The organism is Andreprevotia sp. IGB-42 (assembly GCF_009848685.1).
Taxonomy (GTDB): domain Bacteria; phylum Pseudomonadota; class Gammaproteobacteria; order Burkholderiales; family Chitinibacteraceae; genus Andreprevotia.
Map to the genome: position 1 here is coordinate 45,003 of NZ_WXTX01000004.1, position 26,031 is coordinate 71,033.

The window sequence follows — 26,031 nt, forward strand, 5'->3', positions numbered from 1 at the left end:
GCAAACACTTGAAAACCCGATGGAAAGAACAACGCACGGCATGGCCGGGCTTGAAGTTAACACCACCAGACTGCAGCATCACTTGACGAGCGACAGCGAAGCTCCCTCGCGGTGGCGATGGCGGGGGGCGTGGAATCAAACAGGCAGCGCCGTTGTTTCACCTGCCCAAACCGGTGAGAACCCGGCTTTGCCGGGTTCTTGATGCCGATACTCCTGCACCGGGCTGCAGCAGTGGCAACACAGGCGCGTCAGAACCCGGCCAGCACGATCTTGCCGATGGTCTGCCCCGCTTCCAGCGTGGCATGCGCGCGCTTGAGGTTGGCGGCGTTGATCAGGCCGTAATCCTCCCCCACCGTGGCGCGCAGCCTGCCGGCATCGATCAGGCCGGCCACATCCTGCAGCAACTGGTGCTGCGCCTGCATGTCCGGCGTCTTGAACATGGCGCGGGTGAACATGAACTCTTGCGCATAGCTGGCGCTCTTGCTCTTGAGCAGCTCCACCGGCACCGGCTGCGCATTCTCGACGATGGTGAGGATGGTGCCCTGCGGTGCGATCAGCTCGGCCAGCGCAGCAAAATGCTGGTCGGTATTGTTGAAGCACAGCACGTAGTCCACATACTGGTGGCCCAGTGCACGCACCTGCGCCACCAGGTCAGCCCGGTGATCGACAGTGGCATCCGCCCCCAGCTTTTGCACCCAGGCCTGCGATTCCGGCCGCGCGGCGGTGGCGATCACCGTGAGCCCCGCCAGCACCTTGGCAAGCTGGATGGCAACCGAGCCCACGCCACCGGCACCGCCAACGATCAGCACCGTCTTGCCAGCATCGGCACCAGTCTGGCTGATGTGCAGCCGGTAGAACAGCGATTCCCACGCGGTGATGGCCGTCAGCGGCAGCGCGGCAGCGGCGGCAAAATCCAGGCTGGCCGGCTTGTGGCCGACGATGCGCTCGTCCACCAGCTGGAATTGGGCATTGCTGCCGGGGCGGGTGATGTCGCCAGCGTAGTAGACGGCGTCACCCGGCTTGAACAGCGTGACCTCCGGCCCTACCGCTTCGACGATGCCTGCGGCATCCCAGCCCAGCACGCGCGGCGTCAGCTCGAACTTCGATTTGGGGCTGCGCACCTTGGTATCGACCGGGTTGACCGAAATCGCCTCCACCTTTACCAGCAGATCGCGGCCGGTAGCCTCGGGCTTGGGCAGTATCACATCCAGCAACGAATCAGCGTGCTCGATGGGCAGGTAATGCGTGAGTGCGACGGCTTTCATGCTGCGTCTCCCTGTGCGTAGGCGGGATAAGTGGTGTAGCCGGCGGCATCGCCACCGAACAGCGTTGCCGGGTCCGGCGCGGCCAGCGGCCAATGCTGGCGGATGCGCGCCGGCAGATCCGGGTTGGCCACGAAGGGGCGGCCGAAGGCCACCAGGTCGGCCCAGCCGGCCTCCAGCATCTGTTCGGCGCGTTGTTCGTCGTAGCGGCCGGCAACGATGATGCTGCCGCCAAAGCGCTGGCGCAGTGCAGCGCGGAAATCATCCGGTATCGTCGGCGCATCATCCCAGTCCGCTTCAGACAGATGCACATAGGCCACCTTGCCATCCAGCCAGCTGGCGGCCAGCAGGATGGTGCCGATGATTTCCGGGTCATCCATGTCCTTGAAGGTGATGAATGGCGCCAGCCGGATGCCCACGTGTTCGGCACCGATTTCCTCCGCTACCGCGCTCACCACCTCTTGCAGGAAGCGGATGCGCTTTTGCGGGCTGCCACCGTACTCGTCGTCACGCACGTTGGACGTGCTGCGCAGGAACTGGTCGATCAGGTAGCCATTGGCGCCGTGGATTTCCACGCCATCGAAGCCAGCGCTCATCGCATTGCGCGCGGCCTTGCGGAAATCGTCGACGATATCGGCAATCTCGTCCTGCTGCAGCGCGCGCGGCAGCGGGCAATCCACCATCGCGCCGTGCCCGTCCTCGCCCACCACCCACACTTGCGTGCCCTTGGGCTGGATTGCCGATGGCGCCACCGGCTGGCCACCAGCGTGGAACACCGGGTGCGACACTCTGCCCACGTGCCAGATTTGCAAGAAGATCCGCCCGCCCGCCGCATGTACCGCATCGGTTACCTGGCGCCAGCCGGCAATCTGCTCGGGGCTGTGCACGCCAGGGGTGAATGAATAGCCCTGCGCCCCGGCACTGATTTGCGTGGCTTCGGTCACGATCAGGCCGGCGCTGGCACGTTGCGCATAGTACTGCGCCATCAGTGCGGTGGGCACATTGCCCGGTTGCGCGCTGCGCGAGCGCGTCATCGGGGCCATCACGATGCGGCTGGGCAAGGCCAACGGGCCGACGGTATGCGGGGTAAACAACAAACGGCTCATAACAGGGCTCCTGCTTCAAGATCGAGAATGCTGCCGGTCATTGCCGGCTGGGTCAGTGCCAGCAGATACAGCTGCGCCAGATCGGCCGGTTGCACCACCTTGCCTGCGGGCAGATTACCGGCAATGCCGGCCAGTTTGTCATCACGTGCGCTGCCGCTGCCCCAGATATCGGTGGACGTCACGCCGGGCGACACCACGTTGACGCGGCGCGGCGCCAGCTCCTTGGCAAGGTTGCGGCCCAGCGCCTCGGTTGCGGCGTTGAGCGTGGCCTTGGTGATGCCGCCGACGGTGGCCTTGCGCGACAGCATGCCGGACGTCAGCACGATGGATGCATCATCGGCCAGTTTGGGCAGCAATGCCTGCAGCAGTGCAATCGTGCCAAAAAATTTCACCTCGAAGCCCAGCCGCCACTCGGCTAGGTCAGCTTCGGCAAAGCGCGGCGAACCGATGCGTGCGCCAGCGGTGAACACCACGTGATCCAGCTGCGGCAGCGTGGCCAGCTGGCTGGCAAACTGCGCCGGGGAAGCCAGATCGACCGCGACTGTTTTAACCCCCGGCACTGCGCTGCCGCTGCGGCCCGCCGCAAATACCGTTGCCCCGGCCGCCAGCGCGGCCTGCACCACCGCAGCGCCAATGCCCTGCGTACCACCCACCACCAGAACGTTCTTGCCTGCCAATGTGTTCATTGCCTGCTCCTTGCCATGCGTGAAGAAGATGGCTGCATGGTGCGCCAGCAATGCATGCAGAAAAAGCCGATAATCGTTAAAACATTTTCAAATCATTTTCACAGATGACCCAAGACTTGCCCGGGTGGGACTGGTTCTTACGCATCGTCGAGCGCGGCTCGCTGTCTGCCGCGGCGCGTGACCTCAACCAGACCCCCTCCGCACTATCGATTGCGCTCAAGCGGCTGGAGGCGCAGCTGGGCGCGCGTTTGTTCCAGCGCAGCACGCGCAAGCTCACGCTCACGGCCGAGGGCGACATCTGGTACCGCAGCGCCCGCGCGGCGCAGGATGCCATCAACCTGGGGCTGGACGAGCTGGCCGGCAGTCGCGGCGAGCTGGCCGGGCCGCTGCGCATCGCGGCATCGTCCGATTTTGGCCGCCAGTTCGTGCTGGACTGGCTGGATGCCTTCTGCCGCCTGCACCCGGCCATCGTGCCCAGCGTGTCGCTGTCAGACCGGGTGGACGACCTGATTGCCGATTCGATCGACCTGGCCATCCGCGCCGGGCACCCGCAGGATGGCAACGTGATTGCCACCCCGCTGGCGCCGCACAACCGCCGCGTGCTGGTGGCCAGCCCTGCGTACTGGCAAAGCCACGGCATGCCGCACACCCCGCAAGACCTGACCACGCATGCGTGCCTTGCCTTCAGCATCCGCGATACGCCCCACGTGAGCTGGCGCTTCGAACGCAGCGGTGAGGCGGATGGCCTACCGGATGGGGAACGCAATGTGGAGCACAGCAGCGTAACGATCAGGCCGGTGCGCAGCAGCAATGATGGCGCCGTGGTCAGCGAATGGGCACGGCGTGGCTGGGGCATTGCCTACAAGTCGCAGCTGGATGCGGCCAACGACCTGGCCGCTGGCCGGCTGCTTGCAGCGCTGAGCGACTGGCAAGGCGAGGCCACGCCGCTGTACCTGGTGCGCAGCGGCGGACGCCATGCATTGCCACGCGTGCTGGCCTTCCGTGATTTCTGCCTGGCACGGATGCAGGCGCTGCAGTAAGGGCTGATGCGTGCTGTCGGCGAGACGCGCAGTCGGGCGTTATTGATGCCTGCCCCAACCGGATCACCATCTCATGCGCTACCGCCACCTGATCATCGAACTGCTCGTGAACCTGTTGCTGCCTTGGGTGGCCTACACGCTGGTCGCGCCACGCTGGGGCGAGCTGGCCGGGCTGATGGCCTCTGCAGCGCCACCGCTGATCTGGAGCCTGCTGATGCTGGCCCGCACACGCCGGCTGGACGCGCTGTCCGCACTGGTGCTGGCCGGCATCGTGCTGTCGCTGCTGGTGTTTCTGCTGGGCGGCGACGCGCAGCTGGTACTGGTGCGCGAATCGCTGGTCACCGGGATACTGGGGCTGGCTTTCCTGCTGACGCTGCCATTCAAGCGCCCCCTGGTGTATTTCCTTGGCCGGGCGATGAGCAGCACCACCCACGCAGAAGCCGGCGCGGCACGCTTCGAGCAATGGGCGGCCATCCCGCAAAACCGCAATACGCTGCGGGTGATGACCGCCGTGTGGGGCGTGGCCTTGCTGGCGGAAGCCGGACTGCGCTGCTGGCTGGCGTGGACGCTGCCGCCCGAGCGCTTCCTCGCCATCGGCCCGACAGCGGGTTACGCCATCTATGGCGTGATGATGGCTTGGACGCTGTGGTACCGGCGGCGCTTGCGTATCCGGGCCGGAATGGCCGCCGCACGCTGAGTGACGGCCCCGCAAACAGGATGCGGATGAATGAAAACGGCGTGCATGAGCACGCCGTCTTTGCCGGCATCACTGCCGATCATCTGAGAATTTCGACCACATCGACATCCACATCGACACCGCGCCAACCCTGATCCACCTCACCGGTCAGACGCACACGTGTATCCGGGCCGATATCGCCGGCAGGCCAGTTTTTCTGGTCAACCTCGATGCGGATGGTGCCGCTGGCATCCTGGAATTCGTAGTGATCCTTGTCGATCTTGCGAATGATGCGGCCTTCCAGCGCCACGGCGGTATCGTCAGCCGCCTTGGCAGCCTCGACAGCGGTCAGCGTTGCAGTCTTGGCACCACCCGGCCCCACGTAAGCCGCTGCGGCAACACCCATGGTCAGCACTGCAATCAAGCCAATGATTTTATTCATGTTTCGCTCCTGAATCAGACACCTGATCAGGATAAAAGCAAACGGCATGCGCTGCTATCAACGATTACCCATAGGCATTATTTGCTTGTGCGGCGCGCTCTGGATCCGCCAACAAAGCTCGTCTCCCCACGCGCAACGCCTCCGGCCAGCGGCGCTTACTCGCCCAGCGCAGCCAGCAATTCCGCCTGCTGTTCGTTCACCAGCGCCTGCGTCAGCTCGTTCAGATCGCCATCCATGATCTGGTCCAGCTTGTACAGCGTCAGGTTGATGCGGTGATCGGTCATGCGGCCCTGCGGGAAGTTATAGGTACGGATGCGCTCGGAGCGATCCCCCGAGCCCACCAGCGATTTGCGCGTGGCCGCTTCCTCGGCGTGGCGCGCGCGGTCCTGCACGTCCTTGATGCGTGCGGCCAGCACCGCCAGCGCCCGTGCCTTGTTCTTGTGCTGGCTGCGGTCATCCTGGCATTCCACCACGATCCCGGACGGCAAATGCGTAACGCGCACCGCTGAATCGGTCTTGTTGATGTGCTGGCCACCGGCGCCACTGGCGCGGAAGGTGTCGATGCGCAGCTCGGACGGATTGATTTCGACCTCGCCTACTTCATCCGCTTCCGGCATCACCGCCACCGTGCAGGCGCTGGTGTGGATACGGCCCTGCGTTTCGGTCGCCGGCACGCGTTGCACGCGGTGGCCACCCGATTCGAATTTCAGCCGCGAATACGCGCCAAAGCCGACGATGCGCGCGATCACTTCCTTGTAACCACCCAGGTCCGATTCGCTGGCGGAGACGATTTCCACCTGCCAGCGGTTGCGCTCGGCGTAGCGCGTGTACATGCGGAACAGGTCGGCGGAGAACAGCGCGGATTCATCCCCACCGGTGCCGGCACGGATTTCCAGGAAGATGTTGCGTTCGTCGTTCGGGTCTTTGGGCAGCAGCGCTTTCTGCAGATCAAGCTCCAGCGCTTCCAGCCGCGCCCTGGCGGCAACGATTTCTTCCTCGGCCATTTCCTTCATGTCCGGATCAGCCAGCATGTCCTGCGCGGTGGCCAGGTCCGCCTCCGACGCGCAGAAGTCGTTGAACAGGCCGACAACCGGTTCCAGCTCCGCATGTTCGCGGGTGAGCTTGCGGTATTGATCCATGTCGCGCGTGGCGTCTTCGGAGGCCAGCAGCGCGCCGACTTCTTCGAGCCGGTCTTTCAGTTGCGCAAGCCTGGAAAAAATCGAGGGTTTCATTCAGTGTCTTCAGTAGGTAAGCGGTGCAGACGGCGCGTGGCGGCAGCCAGTTGCTCCTGCTCATGGGGGGCGGCGGCGTTCAGCGTGGCCAGCGGCGCATGCAGGAATTTGGCGGCCAGTTGCTCGGTCAGGCGTTCGAGCACTTCGTCCGGAGCATCCCCGGCGGCCAGCCGCTTCCTGGCGCGCGCCAGCTCGTTGCGGGCGATACGGTCGGCGTGATCGCGCAGCTCGCGGATGGTGGGCACCAGCGTGCGCGATGCCACCCACTGGTGGAATTCGGCCACGCCGCCATCGACCAGCACTTCGGCCGCGGCCACTTCGCCCGAGCGCGACGCCACGCCCTGGCGCACGATTTCGGACAGATCATCCACGGTGTAGAGGTATACATCCGAGAGTTCGGCCACCTCGCCTTCCACATCGCGCGGCACCGCCAGATCGACCATGAAAATGGGCCGGTTCTTGCGGGCTTTCAGCGCCCGCTCCACCATGCCCTTGCCGATGATGGGCAATTGCGATGCGGTGGAGCTGACCACGATATCGAATTCGGCCAATCGTGCGCTGATGTCGTTGAGCAACATCCCTTCGCCGCCGAATTGCGCAGCCAGCTTCTCCGCACGCTCCAGCGTGCGGTTGGCCACGACGATGCGACAGGGCTTCGATGCGGCAAAGTGCGTGGCACACAGCTCGATCATTTCCCCCGCGCCGACAAACAGCACCTTGCAGTCGGCCAGGTTGGCAAACAGCCGCTCCGCCAGCTTGACCGATGCAGCCGCCATCGACACTGAAGCGGAGCCGATACGGGTTTCCGTGCGCACGGTCTTGGCCACCTGGAATGCGCGCTGGAACAGGCCATTGAGCAACACGCCCATGCTGCCCGCATCACGCGCGGCGCGCTCGGCGTCTTTCAACTGGCCAAGGATCTGCGTTTCACCCACCACCATGGAATCGAGCCCGGCCGCTACGCGGAACGCATGCCGGCTGGCTTCGTCGCCCTCCAGCCGGTACAGGTGCTGCGCAATCTCTTCCACCGGGCGGCCACGCTGCGCGGCAAACCAGCCCAGCACGGCATCCGCATCGCGCGCGTTGCAATACAGCTCGGTGCGGTTACAGGTGGAGACGATGGCCGCCTCCGCCACGCCCTTCACGCGTGCCAGATCACCCAGCGCGCCATCGAGCTCTGCGGGGGTAAAGGCCAGCCGCTCGCGCACCGCAAGCGGTGCGGTCTGGTGGTTGATACCGAGAACGAGCAATTTCATCTGGGCGCTTTCAAAACAACCGGCGTATTCGTATACAGATCAACCGGGCATTTTAGCGTGACTTTGGCTGTAACGGCCTGGGCATTATGATGATTTCGCCCGGCTTACAGGCATGACGTTCAGCGCCCGGACAACGCGGATGACGGATTTTCACTTAGAATCTGGCACTTGCTGTCTTATTTAGTTCACCCGAATCATGTCCATTTTTATCCTCCCGCTGGCTTATTGCCTGGTTGTTCTTGCCTGTCGCGCAGGGGGATGGCTCGCCCGCCACCTGGGCCAGCCCGCAGTGATCGGCGAAATTGCTGCCGGCATGGTGCTGGGGCCCAGTGTACTGGGTGCATTGTGGCCCACGCTGTCTGAACTGGCCTTTACCCCGGTTGCCATCAAGTCCATAGGCTGGCTGGGCGATGCGGGGGCGGTGGTTTTCCTGTTCCTGCTCGGCGCGGAATTCGATACCCGCGTGCTGTCCCGGCATTCCCGATCCGTGGTGATGACCACCAAGTTTGCCTTTCTGCTGCCGGGCGCACTTGGCGGGCTGCTGGCATGGCTGATAGGCCAGAGCCTGCTGCCCGCATTACCGGTGCCACAGCTTGCATTCGTTGCACTCGCCTGCAGTCTGACCGCCTTGCCCGTGCTGGCACGCATACTTGATGAACAGCGCATCACCCATACCGATATCGGGCGACATGCACTCGCCAGTGCGGTGCTCACCGATGCAGTGAGCTGGTTACTGCTTTCGATCATCGTGCTCACCAGCATGCCACAACATGGGATGCAGGGTGCACTGAGGCTGGCAGCCATCGCGGCCTATGGCTTGATCCTGCTGGGCCCGCTGCGCCGCCGCTGCAAAACGCTGGGCGTGCAGATTGCCGATGGCAGCAACCGGACTGCCCTGCCGGAACTGGCGCTGTACCTGGTCGCATCTGCGCTGGCCACCGCTGGGCTGGGTTTGCACGCCTTGCTCGGCGCATTTGCGCTGGGCCTGCTGTTGCCACGCAATGAACGTACCGTGCAGGCTTTGCAACAGAAGGCGGCCCCGTTCTGCCGCTGGCTGCTGCCGTGTTTTTTTGCCGCAATCGGTCTTTCCACGCAGTTGGGCCAGCAGCTGGCTCATGGCTTGTGGTGGCTGGCGCTGGCGATCACCGCTGCCGCAGTCATCGGCAAGGTGGGGGGCTGCCTGCTGGCAGGGCTGTTCAATCGCCAGCCCTTGCGTACTTCGCTGACCTTGGGCGTGCTGATGAATACCCGCGGCATGATGGAACTGGTGGTACTCAATCTGGGTCGGCAGCTGGGGCTGATTGCCGAACCTTACTTTTCCGCCATGCTGATCATGGCCATTGCCACCACGCTGATGACCACGCCACTGCTCAAGCTGCTGGGATCGTTTGAAACGGTCAATTCAAACAAACCGGCTGTCGCCTGCACTGAAATACCAAATTGAAGCATCAGCACCTTAACGTTAATATTCCGCCTTTTCCAGAAGCCCGAATCATGCAATCCACCCCTTTACCTTCACCCGGATTCCGGCTGTTGCGCTGGTCCGCGTGGGCACCGGGGCTGGCAACGCACGAAGCTTGGGCGGCTTGGGCAGGCGGCAACGCGCTGCCGTCAGGTGATGATGCGCCGGCGGTCAAGGCAATGCCGCCGATGCTGCGCCGGCGGGCGGAACGACTGGGCCGCATGCTGCTGGAAACACTGTTCGAGCCCACACTGGCCTACCACGGCCAGCCTCTCATACACGCCAGCCGCCATGGCGAGGCCACGCGTACCGTACCCCTGCTGACCGAGCTTGCCCGCGATGGCGCCGTATCGCCGCAATCATTCAGCATGGCGGTGCATAACGCGACCAGCGGGCTGTTTACCATCGCCAGGCAATCGCAAGCACCTGTCACCGCCATTGCCGCCGGCCCGGAAACCGCCTGTGCCGGCCTGACTGAAGCCATCGGCCAACTGGCAGATGGCGCGGCTTCGGTGTTGCTGTGTTTCAGCGATGAACCCCTGCCTGCGCTCTACCAGCCCTTTGTAGATGATGCCGAAGCCCCTTTCGCATTTACGCTGGAGCTGGCTACGGGCAACGAATTCACGCTGACCAGCCTGCCCGGGCGCGGCGGCAACGCTACGCCACTTGATCTGCTGCGGTTTTTGCTCGGTAACGCAAGCCGTTTGCCGCTGACTGCGCGGGGCAACTGGCATGCGGTGCGCACCGGAGCGCCGGCATGAATATCGAACGCGTGTGGCGGGTAATCGCCACCGGTATCTGCTTTGCCGTTTTCGGCATCGGCGGCATCGCCATATTGTGTGCACTGTTTCCGGCGCTCAAGCTGGTTCCCGGCCCCATGCGCCGGCAACGCTATGCCAAGGCCGTCATCCATCAGGGATTCCGCACTTTTGTTGCGATGATGACCCGTCTGGGGGTGATCAGCGTCGAAGTTCGCGGCGGCGAAAAGCTGGCCCGTTTCGGCCTGTTCATTCTTGCCAACCACCCGTCGCTGATCGACGTGGTATTGCTGATGTCGCTGGTGCGTCGCCCCGATTGCGTGGTGAAGTCTGCACTGTGGCGCAACCCGTTCACCTGCGGCCCGGTGCGTTTTGCGGGCTTCATCAACAACGCCGGCGGGCCGGCGCTGATCGACGACTGCATCGCCTCGGTTGCGCGCAGCAACAACCTGATTCTTTTCCCCGAAGGCACGCGCACGCGCCCCGGGGAATCATTGCAGTTCCAGCGTGGCGCCGCCAACGTGGCTGTACGCGGGCCAACGGCCGTGACACCGGTCATCATCAGTGCCTCCGAACCCACGCTGACCAAGGGCACGCCGTGGTATCGCGTGCCGCAGCACCGCCCGCACTTCACATTGACCGTGCTTGACGACATTGATCCGGCCACCGCGCTGGACAGCAGCATGGATGCCGGACTGGCGGCCCGTCGTTTCACCGACTGGCTGCAACACTATTTCACCAGGGAGATCGCATGTCGGACTTAAACCACGAGATCAAGGCGCTCATCATTGACAGTCTCAACCTCGAAGACCTCACACCGGACGATATCGACAGCGAGGCACCGCTGTTCGTAGACGGGCTGGGGCTGGATTCGATCGATGCGCTGGAACTTGGTGTAGCGTTGCAGAAACGCTATGGCCTGACACTTTCAGCCGAATCGGAAGAAACGCGCCGGCATTTTGCCTCGATCAGCAGCCTGGCGGCCTTTGTCGAGGCCAGCCGTACCAAGTAACACGCACCACAGCACAAGGGTGCGCCAGACACCCGGGCCAGCGCCCATTCCAAAGTAACGCGGCATACGCCGTAGCAAGCAAGGCACAAGATGATGGACAAGCAGGAAATCTATACCTGGATCGCCCAGACGCTGGTAGACACGTTTGAGACCGATCCTGCCCGTATTTCGCTCGAAGCTCGGCTTTACGACGATCTGGATATCGACAGCATCGATGCGGTCGATCTGGTGGTCAAGCTGCAGAAGCACACCGGCAAGCGCATGCAGCCCGAAGCATTCAAGACCGTGCGTACGGTTGGCGATGTCGTGGACGCAGTGCATCAGCTGCTGAAACAGTGAAGCGGTCTGAATGAACCGTTTGCTGGGCATTGCAGCCGGATTGCTGCTGCCCCTGTTCTTCTGGCTGTGCCACTGGCAGGGCTGGCCGTTCTGGACCGGTGGTTTGCTGCTGGTGCCGCTGGCCTTCGTGCGCGCGCGCCGTGCCGGCCTCGTCGGCACCCGCAGTGGCCGCTGGCTGGGCGTGGCCGCCGCTTTGCTGGGCGTGGCAGCACTGGCATCACGCTCATCGCTGCCGCTGACGTTTTACCCTGTCCTCGTCAACGTGGTACTGCTGGTGGCCTTTGCTGCCAGCCTGACCGGCCAGCAATCGATGATAGAGCGCCTGGCGCGGCTTGGCACACCCGATCTGCCGCCATCGGGCGTGGTTTACACCCGCAAGGTCACCATGGTTTGGTGTGGTTTCTTTGCGCTCAATGGCACCATTGCGTTGTGGACCACCACGCAACCGGAAGCCGTATGGGCGCGCTATAACGGCCTCATCGCCTATCTGGCCATGGGCACGCTGTTTGCATGCGAATACACAGTAAGGCTGATTGTGATGCGGCGCAACCGGGAAGCAAACGATGCCTGATTGCTGGCCCATTGCCGCCCACGCCATCATCGCGTGGCGGGGCGATATCCCCATTGAGCGGCATGCTTTCGACGCCGATACCGAACAGGCATACCGCGCGCTGGCCGCACTGGCTCAGCCACGCATCGTGCTGTTCGAGACAGATAGCTACCGCTTCGCGGTATGGCTGATCGCCGCCTGGCGCGCCGGACTGACAGTCGTGGTGCCCGGCGACATGCTGCCGGCAACGCAAGCAGCGTTGCCGCTGCCGTGGGTAGGCGTCGTGGCAGATGCAGCACTGGCAGACTGGCATGCATTGGCAGCGCCCAGCATCAGCAGCGTCTACCATGCACCTGGGCTGGAAGTATTCACATCGGGCTCAACCGGTGCGCCGTGTGCGATACACAAGACCTTGACCCAGCTTGCCAACGAGACAGCCGCGCTGGAAGCGGCCTTCGGCAGCCAGATCGCCAGCGATGCGCGCATCGTTTCTTCAGTGCCGCATCAGCATTTGTATGGCCTGCTGTTCCGCATCTTGTGGCCGCTGGCTGCAGGCCGCGCGTTTGCGACCGATACGCTGCCCTGGCCCGAATCGATCTGGGCATTGCCGGCCGGAGCCCGCTATGCACTGGCTGCCAGCCCGGCCATGCTCAAACGCATTCCCGAGTTGCCGGCACGCGCCGCGCCGCAAGTGCGTTTTGATGCCATTTTCTCGTCTGGCGGCCCGCTGCCTGCCGATGCCAATCTGGCGTGCAGTACCCGGCTGGGCATGCCGATCACCGAAGTCTATGGCAGCTCGGAAACCGGCGGCATCGCCCATCGGCACCATCCGCAGCATGCGTGGACGGCACAACCTGGCGTGGAACTGAAAACCGACGATGCGGGCACACTGTGGCTACGCTCGCCGTTCCTTGCCACGCCTGACTGGTTTGCCACCAGTGACCGGGCCGCCCTTGATCAAGGACAACTGACCTTGCTGGGCCGCGCAGACCGCATCGTCAAGGTGGAAGAAAAACGCATTTCGCTTACCCGCGTGGAAACCCTGCTGGGTGCGCTGCCGGAAATCAGTGCCGCACGCGCATTGCTGCTACCCAATCGCCGCGACGAGATCGGCGCGGTGCTGGTACTGAGCGACGCTGGCCGCACGCTGCTGGCAGAAAAAGGCAAGAACGGCCTTGATCGCCAGTTTCGCCAAGCGCTGAGCGGTGCGCTGGAACGGATTGCATTGCCGCGCCGCTGGCGTTTCGTCGCGGAATTGCCGCATAACGACATGGGCAAGACCACCGAGGCCATGCTGGCGGCACTCTTTGCGCCCGCTCCGGCCAATCCCGAGATCGTTGCAACGCGGCAAGATGCCCATACGCGCATGCTGACTCTGTACATCGGCGCAGAGCTGATCCATTTCGATGGCCATTTCGATGCCGCGCCGGTGCTGCCCGGCGTAGTACAGGTCGATTGGGCCATCCGCCTCGGCAAAGCTGCTTTCGGCCTGGCCGGCACGTTTGCCGACATGCGCCAGCTCAAGTTCCAGCGCATCATCCAGCCGGGTGCACTCATCACGCTGACCATGACGTGGGATGCCGGCAAGCAGCAGTTGGCCTTTGCCTATGCCTCCGCCAGCGGCGCGCATTCGAGCGGCCGCATTACCTTTACCGGAACGCAGCCATGAATTGCATTGCCGTCATACCCGTTTACAACCATGAACACGCAATCGGTGGCGTGGTCAGCGCCTTGCTGGCGCATGGCCTGCCTGTGTTGCTGGTGGACGATGGCAGCTCGCCAGCTTGCGCAGCGGTGCTGGATCAGCAAGCCATCCGGCACGGCGTGACCCTGGCCCGCCACGCAGTCAACCAGGGCAAGGGCGCTGCCGTGGTCACCGGTCTCAAGCTGGCCGCGCAACAGGGCTACAGTCATGCGCTGCAGATCGATGCCGACGGCCAGCACGATACCGCCGACGTGCCGAGATTTCTGGCCGCAGCACAGCAATATCCACTGGCCGTCATTGCCGGCTGCCCGGTCTATGACGATACCGTGCCCAAGGGCAGGCTGTACGGCCGCTACGCCACGCATATCTGGGTGTGGATCAATACGCTGTCGCTACGGATTACCGATTCCATGTGCGGCTACCGCATTTATCCGTTGGCAAGCACACTGCCGGTACTCGAGCAGATGAAACTGGCGCGCCGCATGGATTTCGATCCGGAAATCGCGGTAAGACTGGACTGGCAGGGCTTGCGGACCATCAACCTGCCTACCCGCGTGCATTACCCGCAAGACGGGGTATCGCACTTTGATTACCTGCGTGACAACGTACGCATCAGCGCCATGCACACACGGCTGTTCTTCGGCATGCTGATCCGCCTGCCGCGCTTGCTGGCCCGGCACCGGGCGCCCCGCGCATGAACAGCGCCACACACTGGTCGCGCATCGGCGAACGCGGCTTCGCCAGCGGCATGCGCATCCTGCTCGGTATCTACCAGTTGCTGGGGCGCTGGCCATTCCGCATTGCGCTTTACCCGGTGCTGGCCTGGTACGTGGCAAGCAATCGCGTGGCACGCCATGCATCGCGTGATTACCTGGCGCGGCTATCCGCGGTCAGCGACGGTAACAGCCCGGCGCCGACACTGCTCAATGTACTGCGCCATTTCGGCGCCTTTGCGGAAACCATGCTGGACAAGCTGCTGGCATGGCGTGGTGATCTGGCCGACACCGAGGTGGATGTCGAGGGGCGCGAGGCGCTGGCGCAGCTGATTGCAATGGGCCGCGGCGGCGTGATCCTGACCGCGCATATCGGCAACTTCGAGCTGTGCCGCAAACTGGGCGAATCACGCCGTGGCGTGCGCCTCAATATCCTCGTACACACCCGGCATGCGGAACGCTTCAACCGCCTGCTGCGCGAGGCAAATCCGGATGCCGCCGTGCGCCTGATCCAGGTCAGCGAACTGGGCGCAGCGACAGCGGTCATCCTGTCCGAACGCGTGGAAGCGGGTGAATTCGTGGTTATCGCTGCCGACAGGGTGCCGATTTCCAGCAAGCCGGATGTGGTCGACGTGCCTTTCCTGGGAGCGCCCGCGCCCTTCCCCGCCGGCCCCTACATTCTTGCCGCTGTGCTCAAATGCCCGCTGTTCGCGGTGATTCCGGGCCGGCGCGGCAAGCGTTTCCATATCACCGTGCGCCAGTTGGCCGCGCAGGTGATACTGCCACGCGGTGACCGCCGCACGGCCATACAGGCACTGGCCAGCGATTTTGCCAGCCTGCTTGAAACAGAATGCCGTGCAGCGCCGCTGCAGTGGTTCAATTTTTATTCTTTCTGGTCCAGATCATGAGCATCCCATTCGGCGCAGGGCGCCTGGAAATCGAAGACATTGCCGCGCTATCGCGCCGGGATGCGCGTGCCGTGCTGTCGAGCGCACCAGCATTCACCAGCCAGATCCAGCGGGGTGCCGATTTCCTCAAACGCCTGCTGGCCGAGGAAGGCGTGATCTATGGCGTAACCACCGGTTATGGCGATTCGTGCACGGTGGCAGTACCGGTCGAGCTGGCCGACGAATTGCCGCACCACCTGTTTACCTATCATGGCTGCGGCTTCGGCGATCATTTCGATGCGCAGCAAACCCGCGCCATCCTGGCTGCGCGCCTGGCATCGCTGAGTCAGGGCTATTCGGGTGTCAGCCTTGAACTGCTGCAACAACTGGAAGCGTTCCTTGCCCACGATATCCTGCCACTGATTCCGCAGGAAGGCTCGGTTGGCGCCAGCGGCGATCTGACCCCGCTGTCTTATGTAGCAGCGGCACTGTGCGGCGAGCGGGAGGTGAAAGTGGATGGCGTGCAGATGCCGGCCGCCGAAGCACTTGCGCGCTTCGGGCTCAAGCCCTTGCGGCTCAAGCCCAAGGAAGGCCTTGCCATCATGAACGGCACCGCCGTGATGACCGGCCTTGCCTGCCTGGCGTGGGAGCGTGCATCGTACCTGTCGCAACTGGCTACCCGCATCACTGCGCTGGCCGTGGCAGCCAGTGACGGCAATCCCCAGCACTTCGACGAGAAGCTGTTTGCCGCCAAGCCGCACCCCGGCCAGCAAAACGTTGCAGCGCGCCTGCGGTTGGATCTGGGCGCCGCCAAAACCGGCCGCAACGATCACCGGTTGCAGGATCGTTACTCGCTGCGCTGCGCACCGCATGTGATCGGCGTGCTGGAAGACGCACTGCCGTTCCTGAAAACGGTGATCGAGAACGAACTCAACAGCGCCAACGACAATCCGCTGATCGACCCGGATGAAGAACGCATCCTGCATGGCGGGCATTTCTATGGCGGGCATATCGCGTTTGCCATGGATAGCCTGAAAAACCTCGTCGCCAATATCGCCGACCTGCTTGACCGGCAAATGGCGCTGCTGGTGGATGCCCGCTACAACCACGGTCTGCCCGCCAACTTGTCCGGCGCCACCGGGCCACGTGCCGCCATCAACCACGGCCTGAAAGCACTGCAGATCAGCGCATCGGCGTGGACTGCCGAGGCGCTGAAAAACACCATGCCGGCATCCGTCTTCAGCCGCTCCACCGAGTGCCACAACCAGGACAAGGTCAGCATGGGTACCATCGCCGCGCGCGATGCACTGCGCGTGCTGCAACTCACCGAGCAAGTGGCTGCGGCCATGCTGGTGACCGTGCGCCAGGGGATGGCATTGCGCCAGCAAACGGTAAGCGGCGCCATGCCGCTGATGGAAGGCGCGGATGCCTTCATCGATGCGCTCAACACGCAGATCGCCTTCGTGCGTGAGGACGTGGCGCTGGAACCCGTGCTGCGCAGCCTGGTTGCCAGCATCCAGTCACAAGCATGGAAGCTGTATGACTGAAACGGCAGCGACACCCGCCAGCGCAGGTACCGGGGCAGCGTCGCAATCGGGCAGCCGTGCTGGCGCACCCGCGCTTGGCACCAGCGTGGAATGGGTGATCCCGTTCCATGACCTTGATCCGATGGATATCTGCTGGCACGGCAACTACGTGCGCTATTTCGAGTACGCGCGTACCGCCTTGCTGCAACAGCTGGGGTACGACTACCCGCAGATGCGCGATTCCGGCTACGCGTGGCCGGTGATCGAGCTGCATATCCGCTATGCACAGCCGTTACGCTACCAGCAGCGCATCCAGATCACCGCTGCGATCGTGGAATGGGAAAACCGCCTGAAAATCCGCTATGAAATCCGCGATGCCGACAGCCGGAAGCGCCTGACCCACGGCCATACCGTACAGGTGGCTGTGGATATGCTCACGCATGAGATGTGCTTTGTATCGCCGCCGGTACTGTTTGAAAAACTCGGGATCGCCCAGCCATGAAGTGTCTTCTTCCTGCTGCACTGCTGGCAGCGATGCTGATGATGACCGGCCATGTCGCCAGCGCCAGCGAGCTGCTCGACAAGGTGGCGAAACAGGTGACCGACAGCGCAGTGGTGCGGGGCAATTTCGTACAGACCCGCGAACTGGTCGGCGTGAAGAAACCGCTGAAGTCCGAAGGCCGCTTCGTTGTCGACAAGCAGCGGGGCGTGGTGTGGCAAACCGCCCGGCCGTTCAACAACAAACTCAGGATCAGCCGCCAGGAAATCGTCCAGAAAGACGGCGACCAGGTGCTGATGCGCATGTCGGCAGACAAGGAACCGGCAGTGAAAACCGTGGGCAGCGTGCTGTTTGCGCTATTCGCCGGTGACTTTGCCACGCTGGAGCGTTACTTCAATGTCAGTGGCGAAGCGGGCAACAATGGCTGGCAATTGCAGCTAACCCCGAGGGATGCGGCACTGGGGAAGCTGATCGGCAAGCTTGCACTCGATGGCGGAAAAACCATCGCGCATGTGCGCCTGGAAGGCGGCAGCGGCGACATCACGCGTATCGACCTCAAGGAGGTCGTCAACAGCGACAGGCTCAGTGCCAGCGAGGCAGCCGATTTTGACTGAGCTTATATGCTGTTGCCGGATAGCCGCGCGATGACGGAAACCCGCATCTGGCGCGCATTGGCGCTGTTCTGGCTGCTGGTCCTGCTGCTTTCCGCCGGCTGGCTGGTGCTCAACCGCGCAGAGCTGGCCCGCAAGCTCGATACCGATCTTTTTGCGCTGCTGCCGAAGAACGAACACGACCCGGTTGCCGAGCAGGCCATGGCATCGATGGCGCGCACGATAGAAGGCAAGCTGATTGTGCTGGCTGGCAGCACGGACCGGGGTGCCGCAGAACGCGCCGCGGATACCCTGTCGGCGGCGCTCGGCACGCTTCCGGTCACCGCGCAGCAGCAAGAATTCGATCTGGCCAGCCTGCGCGATTTTTATGCGCAGTACCCGGGCGTACTGCTCACGCCGGCCGACGATCAGGCATTGCAACAATCTGCGCAATACTGGTACGGGCGTGCATTGCAGAACGCGTATGCAACCGTGGCGCCCAGCGGCCTGGCCTGGCAGGACGATCCCTTCGGTACCTATGGCAACTGGCTGGCCGGCCTGGGTGATCTGTCGCGGGTACGCCCAGACGGTGGACGGCTGTGGGTGGAGCAGGATGGCAAACATTACGTAGTACTCATGTATGCACTGCGTGGCAGTGCTTTCTCGCTGAAGGATCAGCAGATCGTGGCGCATGGCCTGGATGCGGCAATTGCCCGCGCACGCGCGGACGACGCAGGTATCAGCATCCTGCGTGCTGGCGTGGTGCTGCATGCCGCCAGGGCCGCAGCACAGGCAGAGCGCGAGATGTCCACCATCGGTCTGGGTTCGCTGCTTGGCATCGTGCTGCTGGTTTTGCTGGTGTTCCGCGGCTGGCGAGCATTGCCGCTGGTTGCGCTGTCGATCCTTACCGGCACAGTGATCGCACTGGCACTGACCTTCGCCATCTATCCGCGCGTGCACATGCTGACGCTGGTGTTCGGCGCCAGCCTGATCGGCGTGGCGGTGGACTACAGCCTGCTGCTGCATAGCACCAGCCTTGGCGCACAGGTTTCTGCCGGACGCCGGCTGGAGCGCTTGCTGCCCAGCCTGCTGATTGCCACCGTGTTCACCACGCTGGCCTATCTGTGCCTGATGCTGACGCCGTTTCCCGGCCTGTCGCAGATGGCTGTCTTTGCCGCCACCGGCATTGCCGCTGCGTGGCTATCCGAGTTGATCTGGTACCCGCGGCTGGCGCCCGCCCGGCTGGAGCCGGGCCCGTTGGGGCAGTGGCTGCTGCGGGCATTTGCGGGCTGGCCGCGCTTCAGTGGCCGCGCGGTATTGATCGGGCTGCTGCTGGTATCGCCATTGCTGACTGCCGGCCTGTACAAACTGGAACGCCGCGATGACATCCGCGCGCTGGCAGGCGTGGACGCGCAATTGATGCACGAGCAGATCGGGATCGGCAAGGCACTGGGCATGCCCAGCCCGGCGCAGCTGTATTTTGTGGAAGGCCCGACTGCCGAGGCAGTGCTGGAGCGTGAAGCCGCGTTGACCCACGCACTGGATGCACTGAAGGCGCAGGGTGTACTGGGAGGCTACCAGGCTGTCAGCCGCTGGCTGCCCTCAAGTGCGGAACAGCAACGCCGTCTGGCACGCAGCCAGCTACTGCGCAGCCCCGCGCTCCTGGGCAAGCTGGCGGAAGAAATCGGCCTGCCGCCGTCATGGGTTGCCTCACGGCAACAAGCGCCCGCGCTGCTGACGCCGGCACAGTGGCTGGCGTCGCCCGCATCGTTGCCGGCACGTCACCTGTGGCTGGGGCAAACCCCGCATGGCTACGCCAGCATGGTGATGCTGACCGGCCTGTCCGGTGCTGAAAACGCCGGCATCCTGGCGAAGGTCAAGCTGCCGGGCGTGCGCTGGATGGATAAATCACAGGAAATTTCCGGCGTACTCGGCCGTTACCGCGACAGGCTGGCGCTGGTACTGCTGGCAGCCTATGCGCTGACTGCAATCATCCTGTGGCGGCGCTACCGCAAGCATGCGTGGCGCGTGCTGGCGCCGTCGCTGATCGCCAGCGTCGCCACGCTGGCACTGTTCGGCTGGCTGGGCATCCCGCTGCAGTTGCTGACGGTACTGACCCTGCTGCTGCTGCTTGGCATGGGCATAGACTATGGCATCTTCATCAATGAACATCCCGGCGAAGTACGCATCCGGCTGGCCATTTCGCTGGCGGCCATCTGCACGCTGCTTTCATTCGGCCTGCTTGCATTCAGCCATACGCCGGCGTTGGCCACATTCGGCATTGCCACCCTGTCGGGCGTCGGTCTGGCATGGCTGATTGCGCCCTGCCTGCGCCGCCCGTCACCCGATATCGCGCTCTTCCAGCCTCATCCTTCCGCTTAAAGGCCCACCTTCATGAAACAGACTACCGACATCCTCATCATCGGCGCCGGCCCGGCTGGCAGCATTGCCGCCGGCCTGCTGCGCCGCGCCGGCCGCGAGGTGGTGGTGATCGAGCGCGAGACGTTCCCGCGTTTTTCCATTGGCGAGAGCCTGCTGCCGCAATCGATGGAATACATCGAGAAGGCCGGTTTCCTGCAGGATGTGGTCGAAGCCGGTTTCCAGTACAAGAACGGCGCTGCATTCGTGCGTGGCGATGAATACACGCACTTCGATTTTCGCGACAAGTTCTCCGCTGGCTGGGGCACCACCTACCAGGTACAGCGGGCCACATTCGATCACGTGCTGGCACGCGGCGCAGAGAAAGCCGGTGCGGACATCCGCTACCGCCATACCGTGCTGGCTGCCGACGTAACCGGCATGAAACCGGTATTGACGGTCAAGGATGACAACGATCACGTGTACGAGATCGAAGCCGGTTTCGTACTGGATGCCAGCGGTTTCGGCCGCACGCTGCCACGGCTGCTGGATCTGGAAACACCGTCGAACTTCCCGGTGCGCGGCGCGATCTTCACGCATATCGAAGACGGCATTCCCACCGGCACCTTCGATCGCAACAAGATCCGCGTCACCGTGCACCCGGAGCATTGCCATGTGTGGTACTGGCTGATTCCATTCTCCAACGGCCGCTGCTCGCTGGGCGTGGTAGCGGAAAGCGGCTTCCTGGAACGCTACGAAGGCGAACACACCGAGCGCCTCAAAGCCATTGTTGCCGAGGACGCCAACCTGTCGGCCCTGCTGCAGAACGCAGTCTGGGACACCCCTGCCCGTACGCTGACCGGGTACGCCGCCAATGTGAAATCGCTGTGGGGCAACCGCTTTGCCTTGCTGGGCAACGCGGGAGAGTTCCTTGATCCGGTTTTCTCCAGCGGCGTCACCATTGCCGTGAAATCGGCAGATCTGGCAGTCAACGCCATCCTGCGCGAAGCCGCGGGCGAAACCGTGGATTGGGAAGCAGACTACGCCATACCGCTGAAGAAAGGCGTCGATACCTTCCGTGCATTCGTCACCGCATGGTACGACGGCCGTTTCCAGAACATCATTTTCCACAAGAACAAGAACGCCGACATCGAACGGATGATCTCGTCCATCCTCGCCGGCTACGCGTGGGATGAAAAAAATCCCTATGTGGCCAAGCCGGAACGCCGTCTGTCATCGCTGGAAGAGGCATGCTCGCTGTTCTGATCACCCCCCACCTGCGCCTGCTGCTGGCCGCCGCCGGCATGCTGCTGTGCAGCTGCGCCAGCCTGCTGTCTGGCGGTCTGCCGCTGCTGCAGATGGCGCCCGCAGCGCTGGGCGAACGCACCGTCGAGCAGCGGCTGACCATGCAGTGGCCGGGCGATACCCGCACGCTGGACGTGGTGGCCAGCATCGACCACGATCAACTCAGCCTGCTGGGCATGGCGCTGGGGGTGCGGCTGTTTGCGCTCGATTACGACGGCAGCACCGTGCATAAGGTAGAGAACGTGCCGATGTCGTTGCCCGCCGAGCGCATGCTCAATGACTTCCTGATCGTGTATGCGCCGCTGGATGCATTGCGCGCCGCCTTGCCTGCTGACTGGGCCGTCAACGACAGTGGCAGGCAACGCGTGCTTGAGCATGCAGGCCAGTCCGCCATCGTGGTCGACTACGATGCCGCCGACCGCTGGAACGGCCACGCGGTACTGCGCAACAGCGCATTGCATTACCAATTGATCATCGATTCTGCGGTGGCACCATGATTTACCTGCACCAACCCGGCCTGATCTGCGCACTGGGCGCCGGCAGCGAAGCCATCAGGGAACAGCTGTTTGCCGGCATCAGCCCCGGCATGCAAAGCACGACTGCGTATAGTCAGCCAACAGCGCTGATGCTCGGCACGGTAACTACCGGGCTGCCCTCGCTTGATCATGCGGCACCGGAACACCGCTCGCGCAACAACCAGTTGCTGGCCGCTGCCTATGCACAGATCGAAGCGACCTACAGGATCGCGGCCACCGGCATCGATCCGGCACGCATTGCGATCATCCTCGGCACCAGCACATCCGGCATCAGCGAGGGCGAAACCGCCATTGCCGCATGCGAAGCAAGCGGCGCATTGCCTGCCGGCTTTCATTACGGACAGCAGGAACTGGGCTCACCCGCCCGCTGGCTGGCCAACTACCTGGGCGTGACCGGGCCCGCCTACTGTATTTCAACCGCATGCTCATCAAGCGCCAAGGCCATGGCGGCCGGCGCGCGCCTGCTGCAGGCCGGCCTGGCCGATCTGGTACTGACCGGCGGGGTGGACAGCCTCGCGCAGTTCACCGTGGCCGGTTTCTCCTCGCTTGAGTCCGTGAGCGCAGCGCGCTGCCTGCCCGGTTCTGCCAACCGCTGCGGCATCAATATCGGCGAGGGCGCGGCACTGTTCATGATGAGCCGCCGCAGTGGGTCGGTTGCACTGACCGGCTGGGGGGAAAGCTCGGACGGATACCACATCTCCGCGCCCGATCCGGCTGGCATGGGCGCCCGCATGGCCATCAGCGCAGCGCTGGCCCGCGCGGGCCGTAGCGCCAGCGAGATCGGCTATATCAACCTGCACGGTACCGCCACGCGCCAGAACGATGCAATGGAAAACCGCGTGGTGGCCGAGCTGCTACCCGGCGTGCCGGCAAGCTCCACCAAACCGCTTACCGGCCATACACTGGGCGCAGCGGGGGCCATTGAAGCGGCACTATGCTGGCTGGCGCTGACTGATGATGCACAGCGTTTGCCACCGCATCTGTGGGATGGCGTGGCCGACCCCGAACTGCCTGCCCTGCCGTTGGTCGGGGAGGGTGAAAGCAGCCGCGAGCCCCTGCGGGCAGCACTCTCGACGTCGTTCGCTTTCGGCGGCAACAATATCGCCCTTGTTCTGGAGCGCGCATGATCATGCCCACTTACCTGCCCATGGCAGACTATGTGCCGCACTCTGGCCGCATGGTGCTGCTCGATCGCGTGTGCGCCGCCTCGGCCAATGCCATGACCACCGAAGTGACCATCCGCACGGACAGCCCGTTCATTGAAAACGACGCCGTCGGGTCGTGGGTAGGCATCGAATACATGGCCCAAACCATCGCCGCACTGGCGGGCTGGGAGGCCCGCGAACGCGGTGACAGCGTCAAGGTGGGTTTTCTGGTGGGTACGCGCCGCTATGACAGCAAAGTGCCGGCCTTTACCCTTGGAAGCGTTCTGACCATTACCGCAATACGTGAATTCCAGGCCGACAACGGCGTGGCGGTGATGGATTGCCGCATCAGCGCGCCGGACGGACAAACGCTGGTTGAAGCCCAGATATCGGTCTTCCAGCCGGATGACCTGCACGACTATTTGAAGCAAGCCCATTGACGCAGAAATAGCAGAAACTCATGAAACAGAACAAAACGGTGCTTGTCACCGGCTCCAGCCGCGGCATAGGTCGCGCAATTGCCGAACGTCTGGCCAACGATGGCTACGATCTCGTACTGCATTGCCGCAGTCGGCGTGATGAAGCCGATGCGCTGGCTGATGCCCTGCGCACACAGGATGTCACGGTACGCGTGCTGCAATTTGACGTTGCCGACCGCGATGCCGCCCGTGACACACTGGAAGCCGATATCGCAGCCTTCGGCGCCCCCTACGGCGTAGTGTGCAATGCCGGCATCGCCGCAGATGCCGCCTTCCCCGCCATGACTGCCGCCGAATGGGATGGCGTGATCCATACCAACCTGGACGGTTTCTACAATGTCCTGCACCCGCTGGTGATGCCCATGGTGCAAACCCGCAAGGCAGCCCGCATCGTCACCCTGTCATCGGTATCGGGCCTGATCGGCAACCGCGGGCAGGTCAATTACTCGGCGGCGAAGGCAGGCATCATCGGCGCAACCAAGGCACTGGCAATCGAGCTGGCGCGGCGCAAGATCACTGTCAATTGCGTGGCGCCCGGCCTGATCGATACCGATATGATCGATGAAACCGTGCTGGAGCACGCGCTGAAGGCCATTCCCGCACAGCGTATGGGCAAGCCTGCCGAGGTGGCCGCAGCGGTAGCCTTTTTGCTATCGGACGATGCAGCCTATATCACGCGACAGGTGATTTCGGTCAACGGGGGGCTGGCGTAATGGCAACCCTGCAAACGCGCCGGGTGGTCGTCACCGGCATGGCGGGTATCAGCCCGATAGGCTGCGACTGGGACACCATAGAACGCAACCTGCGCGCCGGCCGCAATGCCGTGCGCTACCTGCCGGGCTGGGAAGCTTACGACGGCCTCAATACCCGTCTGGGTGCGCCCGCTGCAGATTTTGAATCTGCGCTGCCGCATGACCTGTACAACCGCAAGCGCACCCGCAGCATGGGGCGCATTGCATTGATGGCCTGCCGCGCCAGCGAACTGGCCTTGCTCGATGCTGGCCTGATCGAGAACAGGGCCTTGCTGACTGGCGGCCGCGTAGGGGTATCGTATGGTTCCTCCGCCGGCTCCCCTCCGGCGATCGGCGACTTCGGCCGGATGATCTACGAGAAAACCACCGAAGGCGTGAACGCCAACAGCTACATCAAGATGATGTCGCACACCACGCCGGTCAATATCGCGGTTTTCTTCGGGCTGGCCGGCCGGGTCATCACGACTTCGAGCGCATGTACTTCCGGCAGCCAGGGCATAGGCTACGCGTTTGAAGCGATCAAGTACGGCCATGCCGATGTGATGATCGCGGGCGGTGCGGAAGAACTCTGCGCGACGGAAGCCGCGGTATTCGATACGCTGTTTGCTACCAGTACACGCAACGATAGCCCGTCGCTGACACCGCGCCCCTACGATGCCAACCGCGATGGGCTGGTCATTGGCGAGGGGGCCGGCACGCTGATTCTGGAAGAGTACGAGCACGCGCTGGCGCGCGGCGCGGTCATTCATGCCGAACTGGTGGGCTTCGGCACCAACTGCGACGGCACGCATGTGACGCAACCGCAATCTGCCACCATGGCGCAAGCCATGCATCTGGCACTGGCTGATGCCGGGCTGCCTGCCACGGCAGTCGGTTATGTCAACGGCCATGGTACCGCCACCGAACAGGGCGACATTGCCGAAACACAGGCGACCCATGCGGTATTTGGTGCTGCCATACCCATTTCATCGTTCAAGAGTTACGTGGGCCACACGCTGGGCGCCTGCGGCGCACTGGAAGCATGGTGGACCATAGAGATGATGAAGCGCGGCTGGTTTGCGCCAACGATCAATCTCGATACGGTCGACCCCCGCTGCGCACCGCTCGACTACATCCGCGGCAGCGGCCGCTCGCTCGACTGCGATGTGGTGATGAGCAACAATTTTGCTTTTGGCGGCATCAATACGTCGCTTGTTTTCAAGAAACCCTGAACCAGAATCTACGGAGAACCATTCATGCGTTTTGCCCTTGCTGCCTGCAGCCTGCTCCTGGCCACCGGCCTTGTCCACGCCCGCGATACCGAACTGAAGCTGCCCATCCAGGACATCTTCAACAATGCTGAGTTCAAGGAAAAACTGGGCACTGAAGTGAAGTTCTACTTTGCTGACCAGCCAGCGCCCAAAGGTGCAAAATCGCTGGGTGAATTCACCACCAACAAGAAAACCAATGCCATCAACAAGAGCGACGAAGATGCTTGCCGCTGGGTAATGCTCTCTGCGCTGGTGCAACTGAAGGACCGGGCGATTGCCGAAGGTGCCGACGGCGTCAGCGCTGTCGTCAGCTACTACAAGAAAAATACGTTCGCCAGCGCAACCGAATATGAATGCCACGTGGGCGATCTCATCGCCGGCGTCGCACTGAAGGGCACGCTGATCAAGAGCAGCAAATAAGCGCAGGAGCAGGAATCTGCAATAGCCGCCTGGCTTCGGTCAGGC

Annotated in this window: 28 protein-coding genes; 22 read left to right on the forward strand and 6 right to left on the reverse strand. The window is 63.2% G+C overall.

Annotated elements, in window-relative coordinates; all coding sequences use genetic code 11:
• Positions 1-248 precede the first annotated feature (248 nt).
• Genes IGB42_RS07245 through IGB42_RS07255 form a run of 3 tightly spaced genes read right to left on the reverse strand, consistent with a single transcriptional unit; the run spans position 249 to position 3,054 of the window.
• Positions 249-1,265 (reverse strand): zinc-binding alcohol dehydrogenase family protein, encoded by a 1,017-nt coding sequence (locus tag IGB42_RS07245; protein WP_159669216.1) that lies wholly within the window; start codon positions 1,263-1,265, stop codon positions 249-251.
• A complete protein-coding gene (locus tag IGB42_RS07250) occupies positions 1,262-2,368 on the reverse strand; it encodes an alkene reductase (protein ID WP_159669219.1) in 1,107 nt (368 codons plus the stop codon). Before IGB42_RS07250 ends, IGB42_RS07245 begins: the two co-directional genes overlap by 4 nt.
• Entirely contained in the window at positions 2,365-3,054 is a 690-nt protein-coding gene (locus IGB42_RS07255; RefSeq protein WP_159669222.1) for an SDR family oxidoreductase, read from the reverse strand. Before IGB42_RS07255 ends, IGB42_RS07250 begins: the two co-directional genes overlap by 4 nt.
• 104 nt (positions 3,055-3,158) lie before the next feature.
• On the opposite strand from IGB42_RS07255, the gene IGB42_RS07260 reads away from it, so the two are divergent.
• Together IGB42_RS07260 and IGB42_RS07265 are read left to right on the forward strand one after the other, a co-directional pair.
• Positions 3,159-4,094 (forward strand): LysR family transcriptional regulator, encoded by a 936-nt coding sequence (locus IGB42_RS07260; RefSeq protein ID WP_159669225.1) that lies wholly within the window; start codon positions 3,159-3,161, stop codon positions 4,092-4,094.
• A gap of 73 nt (positions 4,095-4,167) precedes the next feature.
• Entirely contained in the window at positions 4,168-4,791 is a 624-nt protein-coding gene (locus IGB42_RS07265; protein ID WP_159669228.1) for a VC0807 family protein, read from the forward strand.
• Positions 4,792-4,870: 79 nt separating this feature from the next.
• Here IGB42_RS07265 and IGB42_RS07270 read toward each other — a convergent pair whose 3' ends face one another.
• From IGB42_RS07270 to hemA, 3 genes are all read right to left on the reverse strand, one after another.
• Positions 4,871-5,212: a NirD/YgiW/YdeI family stress tolerance protein gene (locus IGB42_RS07270; protein WP_236822525.1), complete on the reverse strand. Its 342-nt coding sequence runs from the start codon at positions 5,210-5,212 to the stop codon at positions 4,871-4,873.
• A 155-nt stretch (positions 5,213-5,367) separates the two neighbouring features.
• Complete coding sequence (prfA, locus tag IGB42_RS07275; protein WP_159669234.1) at positions 5,368-6,444, reverse strand: peptide chain release factor 1; 1,077 nt, start codon at positions 6,442-6,444, stop codon at positions 5,368-5,370.
• Positions 6,441-7,700: a glutamyl-tRNA reductase gene (gene hemA / locus IGB42_RS07280; protein ID WP_159669236.1), complete on the reverse strand. Its 1,260-nt coding sequence runs from the start codon at positions 7,698-7,700 to the stop codon at positions 6,441-6,443. Before hemA ends, prfA begins: the two co-directional genes overlap by 4 nt.
• A 196-nt stretch (positions 7,701-7,896) precedes the next feature.
• On the opposite strand from hemA, the gene IGB42_RS07285 reads away from it, so the two are divergent.
• From IGB42_RS07285 to IGB42_RS07380, 20 genes are all read left to right on the forward strand, one after another.
• On the forward strand, positions 7,897-9,144 hold the full coding sequence (locus tag IGB42_RS07285) for a cation:proton antiporter (protein ID WP_159669239.1): 1,248 nt from the start codon (positions 7,897-7,899) through the stop codon (positions 9,142-9,144).
• 50 nt (positions 9,145-9,194) lie between these two features.
• Positions 9,195-9,923: a beta-ketoacyl synthase chain length factor gene (locus IGB42_RS07290; protein WP_159669242.1), complete on the forward strand. Its 729-nt coding sequence runs from the start codon at positions 9,195-9,197 to the stop codon at positions 9,921-9,923.
• Positions 9,920-10,684, forward strand: coding sequence for a 1-acyl-sn-glycerol-3-phosphate acyltransferase (locus IGB42_RS07295; RefSeq protein ID WP_159669245.1), 765 nt, complete (start codon positions 9,920-9,922; stop codon positions 10,682-10,684). The genes IGB42_RS07290 and IGB42_RS07295 overlap by 4 nt, the downstream gene beginning before the upstream one ends.
• The gene (locus IGB42_RS07300) at positions 10,672-10,932 is read left to right on the forward strand and encodes a phosphopantetheine-binding protein (RefSeq protein WP_159669248.1); all 261 of its coding nucleotides are present in this window, start codon (positions 10,672-10,674) and stop codon (positions 10,930-10,932) included. Before IGB42_RS07295 ends, IGB42_RS07300 begins: the two co-directional genes overlap by 13 nt.
• Positions 10,933-11,025: 93 nt before the next feature.
• Entirely contained in the window at positions 11,026-11,271 is a 246-nt protein-coding gene (locus tag IGB42_RS07305) for an acyl carrier protein (protein WP_159670113.1), read from the forward strand.
• 10 nt (positions 11,272-11,281) lie between these two features.
• On the forward strand, positions 11,282-11,842 hold the full coding sequence (locus IGB42_RS07310) for a hypothetical protein (protein WP_159669251.1): 561 nt from the start codon (positions 11,282-11,284) through the stop codon (positions 11,840-11,842).
• The gene (locus IGB42_RS07315) at positions 11,835-13,490 is read left to right on the forward strand and encodes an AMP-binding protein (RefSeq protein ID WP_159669254.1); all 1,656 of its coding nucleotides are present in this window, start codon (positions 11,835-11,837) and stop codon (positions 13,488-13,490) included. Before IGB42_RS07310 ends, IGB42_RS07315 begins: the two co-directional genes overlap by 8 nt.
• Positions 13,487-14,224: a glycosyltransferase family 2 protein gene (locus IGB42_RS07320; protein WP_159669257.1), complete on the forward strand. Its 738-nt coding sequence runs from the start codon at positions 13,487-13,489 to the stop codon at positions 14,222-14,224. The genes IGB42_RS07315 and IGB42_RS07320 overlap by 4 nt, the downstream gene beginning before the upstream one ends.
• Positions 14,221-15,147 carry an acyltransferase gene (locus IGB42_RS07325; RefSeq protein WP_159669263.1) on the forward strand — a complete coding sequence of 309 codons (927 nt, stop codon included), beginning with the start codon at positions 14,221-14,223 and terminating at the stop codon, positions 15,145-15,147. Before IGB42_RS07320 ends, IGB42_RS07325 begins: the two co-directional genes overlap by 4 nt.
• The gene (hutH, locus tag IGB42_RS07330) at positions 15,144-16,673 is read left to right on the forward strand and encodes a histidine ammonia-lyase (protein WP_159669268.1); all 1,530 of its coding nucleotides are present in this window, start codon (positions 15,144-15,146) and stop codon (positions 16,671-16,673) included. The genes IGB42_RS07325 and hutH overlap by 4 nt, the downstream gene beginning before the upstream one ends.
• Positions 16,666-17,154 carry a thioesterase family protein gene (locus IGB42_RS07335; RefSeq protein ID WP_159669271.1) on the forward strand — a complete coding sequence of 163 codons (489 nt, stop codon included), beginning with the start codon at positions 16,666-16,668 and terminating at the stop codon, positions 17,152-17,154. The genes hutH and IGB42_RS07335 overlap by 8 nt, the downstream gene beginning before the upstream one ends.
• A complete protein-coding gene (locus tag IGB42_RS07340; protein WP_159669275.1) occupies positions 17,151-17,765 on the forward strand; it encodes an outer membrane lipoprotein carrier protein LolA in 615 nt (204 codons plus the stop codon). Before IGB42_RS07335 ends, IGB42_RS07340 begins: the two co-directional genes overlap by 4 nt.
• 30 nt (positions 17,766-17,795) lie before the next feature.
• Positions 17,796-20,123, forward strand: a complete 2,328-nt coding sequence (locus IGB42_RS07345; protein WP_159669280.1) for an MMPL family transporter — start codon at positions 17,796-17,798, stop codon at positions 20,121-20,123.
• Positions 20,124-20,135: 12 nt separating this feature from the next.
• The gene (locus IGB42_RS07350; protein ID WP_159669285.1) at positions 20,136-21,365 is read left to right on the forward strand and encodes an NAD(P)/FAD-dependent oxidoreductase; all 1,230 of its coding nucleotides are present in this window, start codon (positions 20,136-20,138) and stop codon (positions 21,363-21,365) included.
• Positions 21,350-21,901, forward strand: a complete 552-nt coding sequence (locus tag IGB42_RS07355) for a DUF3261 domain-containing protein (RefSeq protein WP_159669290.1) — start codon at positions 21,350-21,352, stop codon at positions 21,899-21,901. The genes IGB42_RS07350 and IGB42_RS07355 overlap by 16 nt, the downstream gene beginning before the upstream one ends.
• Complete coding sequence (locus IGB42_RS07360) at positions 21,898-23,067, forward strand: beta-ketoacyl-ACP synthase (RefSeq protein WP_159669293.1); 1,170 nt, start codon at positions 21,898-21,900, stop codon at positions 23,065-23,067. The genes IGB42_RS07355 and IGB42_RS07360 overlap by 4 nt, the downstream gene beginning before the upstream one ends.
• Positions 23,064-23,525: a hotdog family protein gene (locus tag IGB42_RS07365; protein ID WP_159669298.1), complete on the forward strand. Its 462-nt coding sequence runs from the start codon at positions 23,064-23,066 to the stop codon at positions 23,523-23,525. Before IGB42_RS07360 ends, IGB42_RS07365 begins: the two co-directional genes overlap by 4 nt.
• A gap of 20 nt (positions 23,526-23,545) precedes the next feature.
• Positions 23,546-24,277: a 3-ketoacyl-ACP reductase FabG2 gene (locus IGB42_RS07370; protein WP_159669303.1), complete on the forward strand. Its 732-nt coding sequence runs from the start codon at positions 23,546-23,548 to the stop codon at positions 24,275-24,277.
• A complete protein-coding gene (locus tag IGB42_RS07375) occupies positions 24,277-25,527 on the forward strand; it encodes a beta-ketoacyl-ACP synthase (protein WP_159669308.1) in 1,251 nt (416 codons plus the stop codon). Before IGB42_RS07370 ends, IGB42_RS07375 begins: the two co-directional genes overlap by 1 nt.
• Before the next feature lie 24 nt (positions 25,528-25,551).
• Complete coding sequence (locus tag IGB42_RS07380; RefSeq protein WP_159669311.1) at positions 25,552-25,986, forward strand: excinuclease ATPase subunit; 435 nt, start codon at positions 25,552-25,554, stop codon at positions 25,984-25,986.
• Positions 25,987-26,031 lie beyond the last annotated feature (45 nt).

Excerpts from the sequence above, each read along its gene's own strand:
- IGB42_RS07340 (WP_159669275.1), top strand. The coding sequence starts at position 17,151 with ATGAAGTGTCTTCTTCCTGCTGCACTGCTGGCAGCGATGCTGATGATG.
- IGB42_RS07315 (WP_159669254.1), top strand. The coding sequence starts at position 11,835 with ATGCCTGATTGCTGGCCCATTGCCGCCCACGCCATCATCGCGTGGCGG.
- IGB42_RS07285 (WP_159669239.1), top strand. The coding sequence starts at position 7,897 with ATGTCCATTTTTATCCTCCCGCTGGCTTATTGCCTGGTTGTTCTTGCC.
- IGB42_RS07350 (WP_159669285.1), top strand. The coding sequence starts at position 20,136 with ATGAAACAGACTACCGACATCCTCATCATCGGCGCCGGCCCGGCTGGC.
- IGB42_RS07290 (WP_159669242.1), top strand. The coding sequence starts at position 9,195 with ATGCAATCCACCCCTTTACCTTCACCCGGATTCCGGCTGTTGCGCTGG.
- IGB42_RS07295 (WP_159669245.1), top strand. The coding sequence starts at position 9,920 with ATGAATATCGAACGCGTGTGGCGGGTAATCGCCACCGGTATCTGCTTT.
- IGB42_RS07360 (WP_159669293.1), top strand. The coding sequence starts at position 21,898 with ATGATTTACCTGCACCAACCCGGCCTGATCTGCGCACTGGGCGCCGGC.
- IGB42_RS07335 (WP_159669271.1), top strand. The coding sequence starts at position 16,666 with ATGACTGAAACGGCAGCGACACCCGCCAGCGCAGGTACCGGGGCAGCG.
- hutH (WP_159669268.1), top strand. The coding sequence starts at position 15,144 with ATGAGCATCCCATTCGGCGCAGGGCGCCTGGAAATCGAAGACATTGCC.
- IGB42_RS07250 (WP_159669219.1), bottom strand. The coding sequence starts at position 2,368 with ATGAGCCGTTTGTTGTTTACCCCGCATACCGTCGGCCCGTTGGCCTTG.
- IGB42_RS07365 (WP_159669298.1), top strand. The coding sequence starts at position 23,064 with ATGATCATGCCCACTTACCTGCCCATGGCAGACTATGTGCCGCACTCT.
- IGB42_RS07345 (WP_159669280.1), top strand. The coding sequence starts at position 17,796 with ATGACGGAAACCCGCATCTGGCGCGCATTGGCGCTGTTCTGGCTGCTG.
- IGB42_RS07375 (WP_159669308.1), top strand. The coding sequence starts at position 24,277 with ATGGCAACCCTGCAAACGCGCCGGGTGGTCGTCACCGGCATGGCGGGT.
- IGB42_RS07370 (WP_159669303.1), top strand. The coding sequence starts at position 23,546 with ATGAAACAGAACAAAACGGTGCTTGTCACCGGCTCCAGCCGCGGCATA.
- IGB42_RS07245 (WP_159669216.1), bottom strand. The coding sequence starts at position 1,265 with ATGAAAGCCGTCGCACTCACGCATTACCTGCCCATCGAGCACGCTGAT.
- IGB42_RS07305 (WP_159670113.1), top strand. The coding sequence starts at position 11,026 with ATGGACAAGCAGGAAATCTATACCTGGATCGCCCAGACGCTGGTAGAC.
- IGB42_RS07320 (WP_159669257.1), top strand. The coding sequence starts at position 13,487 with ATGAATTGCATTGCCGTCATACCCGTTTACAACCATGAACACGCAATC.
- IGB42_RS07355 (WP_159669290.1), top strand. The coding sequence starts at position 21,350 with ATGCTCGCTGTTCTGATCACCCCCCACCTGCGCCTGCTGCTGGCCGCC.
- prfA (WP_159669234.1), bottom strand. The coding sequence starts at position 6,444 with ATGAAACCCTCGATTTTTTCCAGGCTTGCGCAACTGAAAGACCGGCTC.
- IGB42_RS07310 (WP_159669251.1), top strand. The coding sequence starts at position 11,282 with ATGAACCGTTTGCTGGGCATTGCAGCCGGATTGCTGCTGCCCCTGTTC.
- IGB42_RS07260 (WP_159669225.1), top strand. The coding sequence starts at position 3,159 with ATGACCCAAGACTTGCCCGGGTGGGACTGGTTCTTACGCATCGTCGAG.
- IGB42_RS07265 (WP_159669228.1), top strand. The coding sequence starts at position 4,168 with ATGCGCTACCGCCACCTGATCATCGAACTGCTCGTGAACCTGTTGCTG.
- IGB42_RS07300 (WP_159669248.1), top strand. The coding sequence starts at position 10,672 with ATGTCGGACTTAAACCACGAGATCAAGGCGCTCATCATTGACAGTCTC.
- hemA (WP_159669236.1), bottom strand. The coding sequence starts at position 7,700 with ATGAAATTGCTCGTTCTCGGTATCAACCACCAGACCGCACCGCTTGCG.
- IGB42_RS07325 (WP_159669263.1), top strand. The coding sequence starts at position 14,221 with ATGAACAGCGCCACACACTGGTCGCGCATCGGCGAACGCGGCTTCGCC.
- IGB42_RS07380 (WP_159669311.1), top strand. The coding sequence starts at position 25,552 with ATGCGTTTTGCCCTTGCTGCCTGCAGCCTGCTCCTGGCCACCGGCCTT.
- IGB42_RS07270 (WP_236822525.1), bottom strand. The coding sequence starts at position 5,212 with ATGAATAAAATCATTGGCTTGATTGCAGTGCTGACCATGGGTGTTGCC.
- IGB42_RS07255 (WP_159669222.1), bottom strand. The coding sequence starts at position 3,054 with ATGAACACATTGGCAGGCAAGAACGTTCTGGTGGTGGGTGGTACGCAG.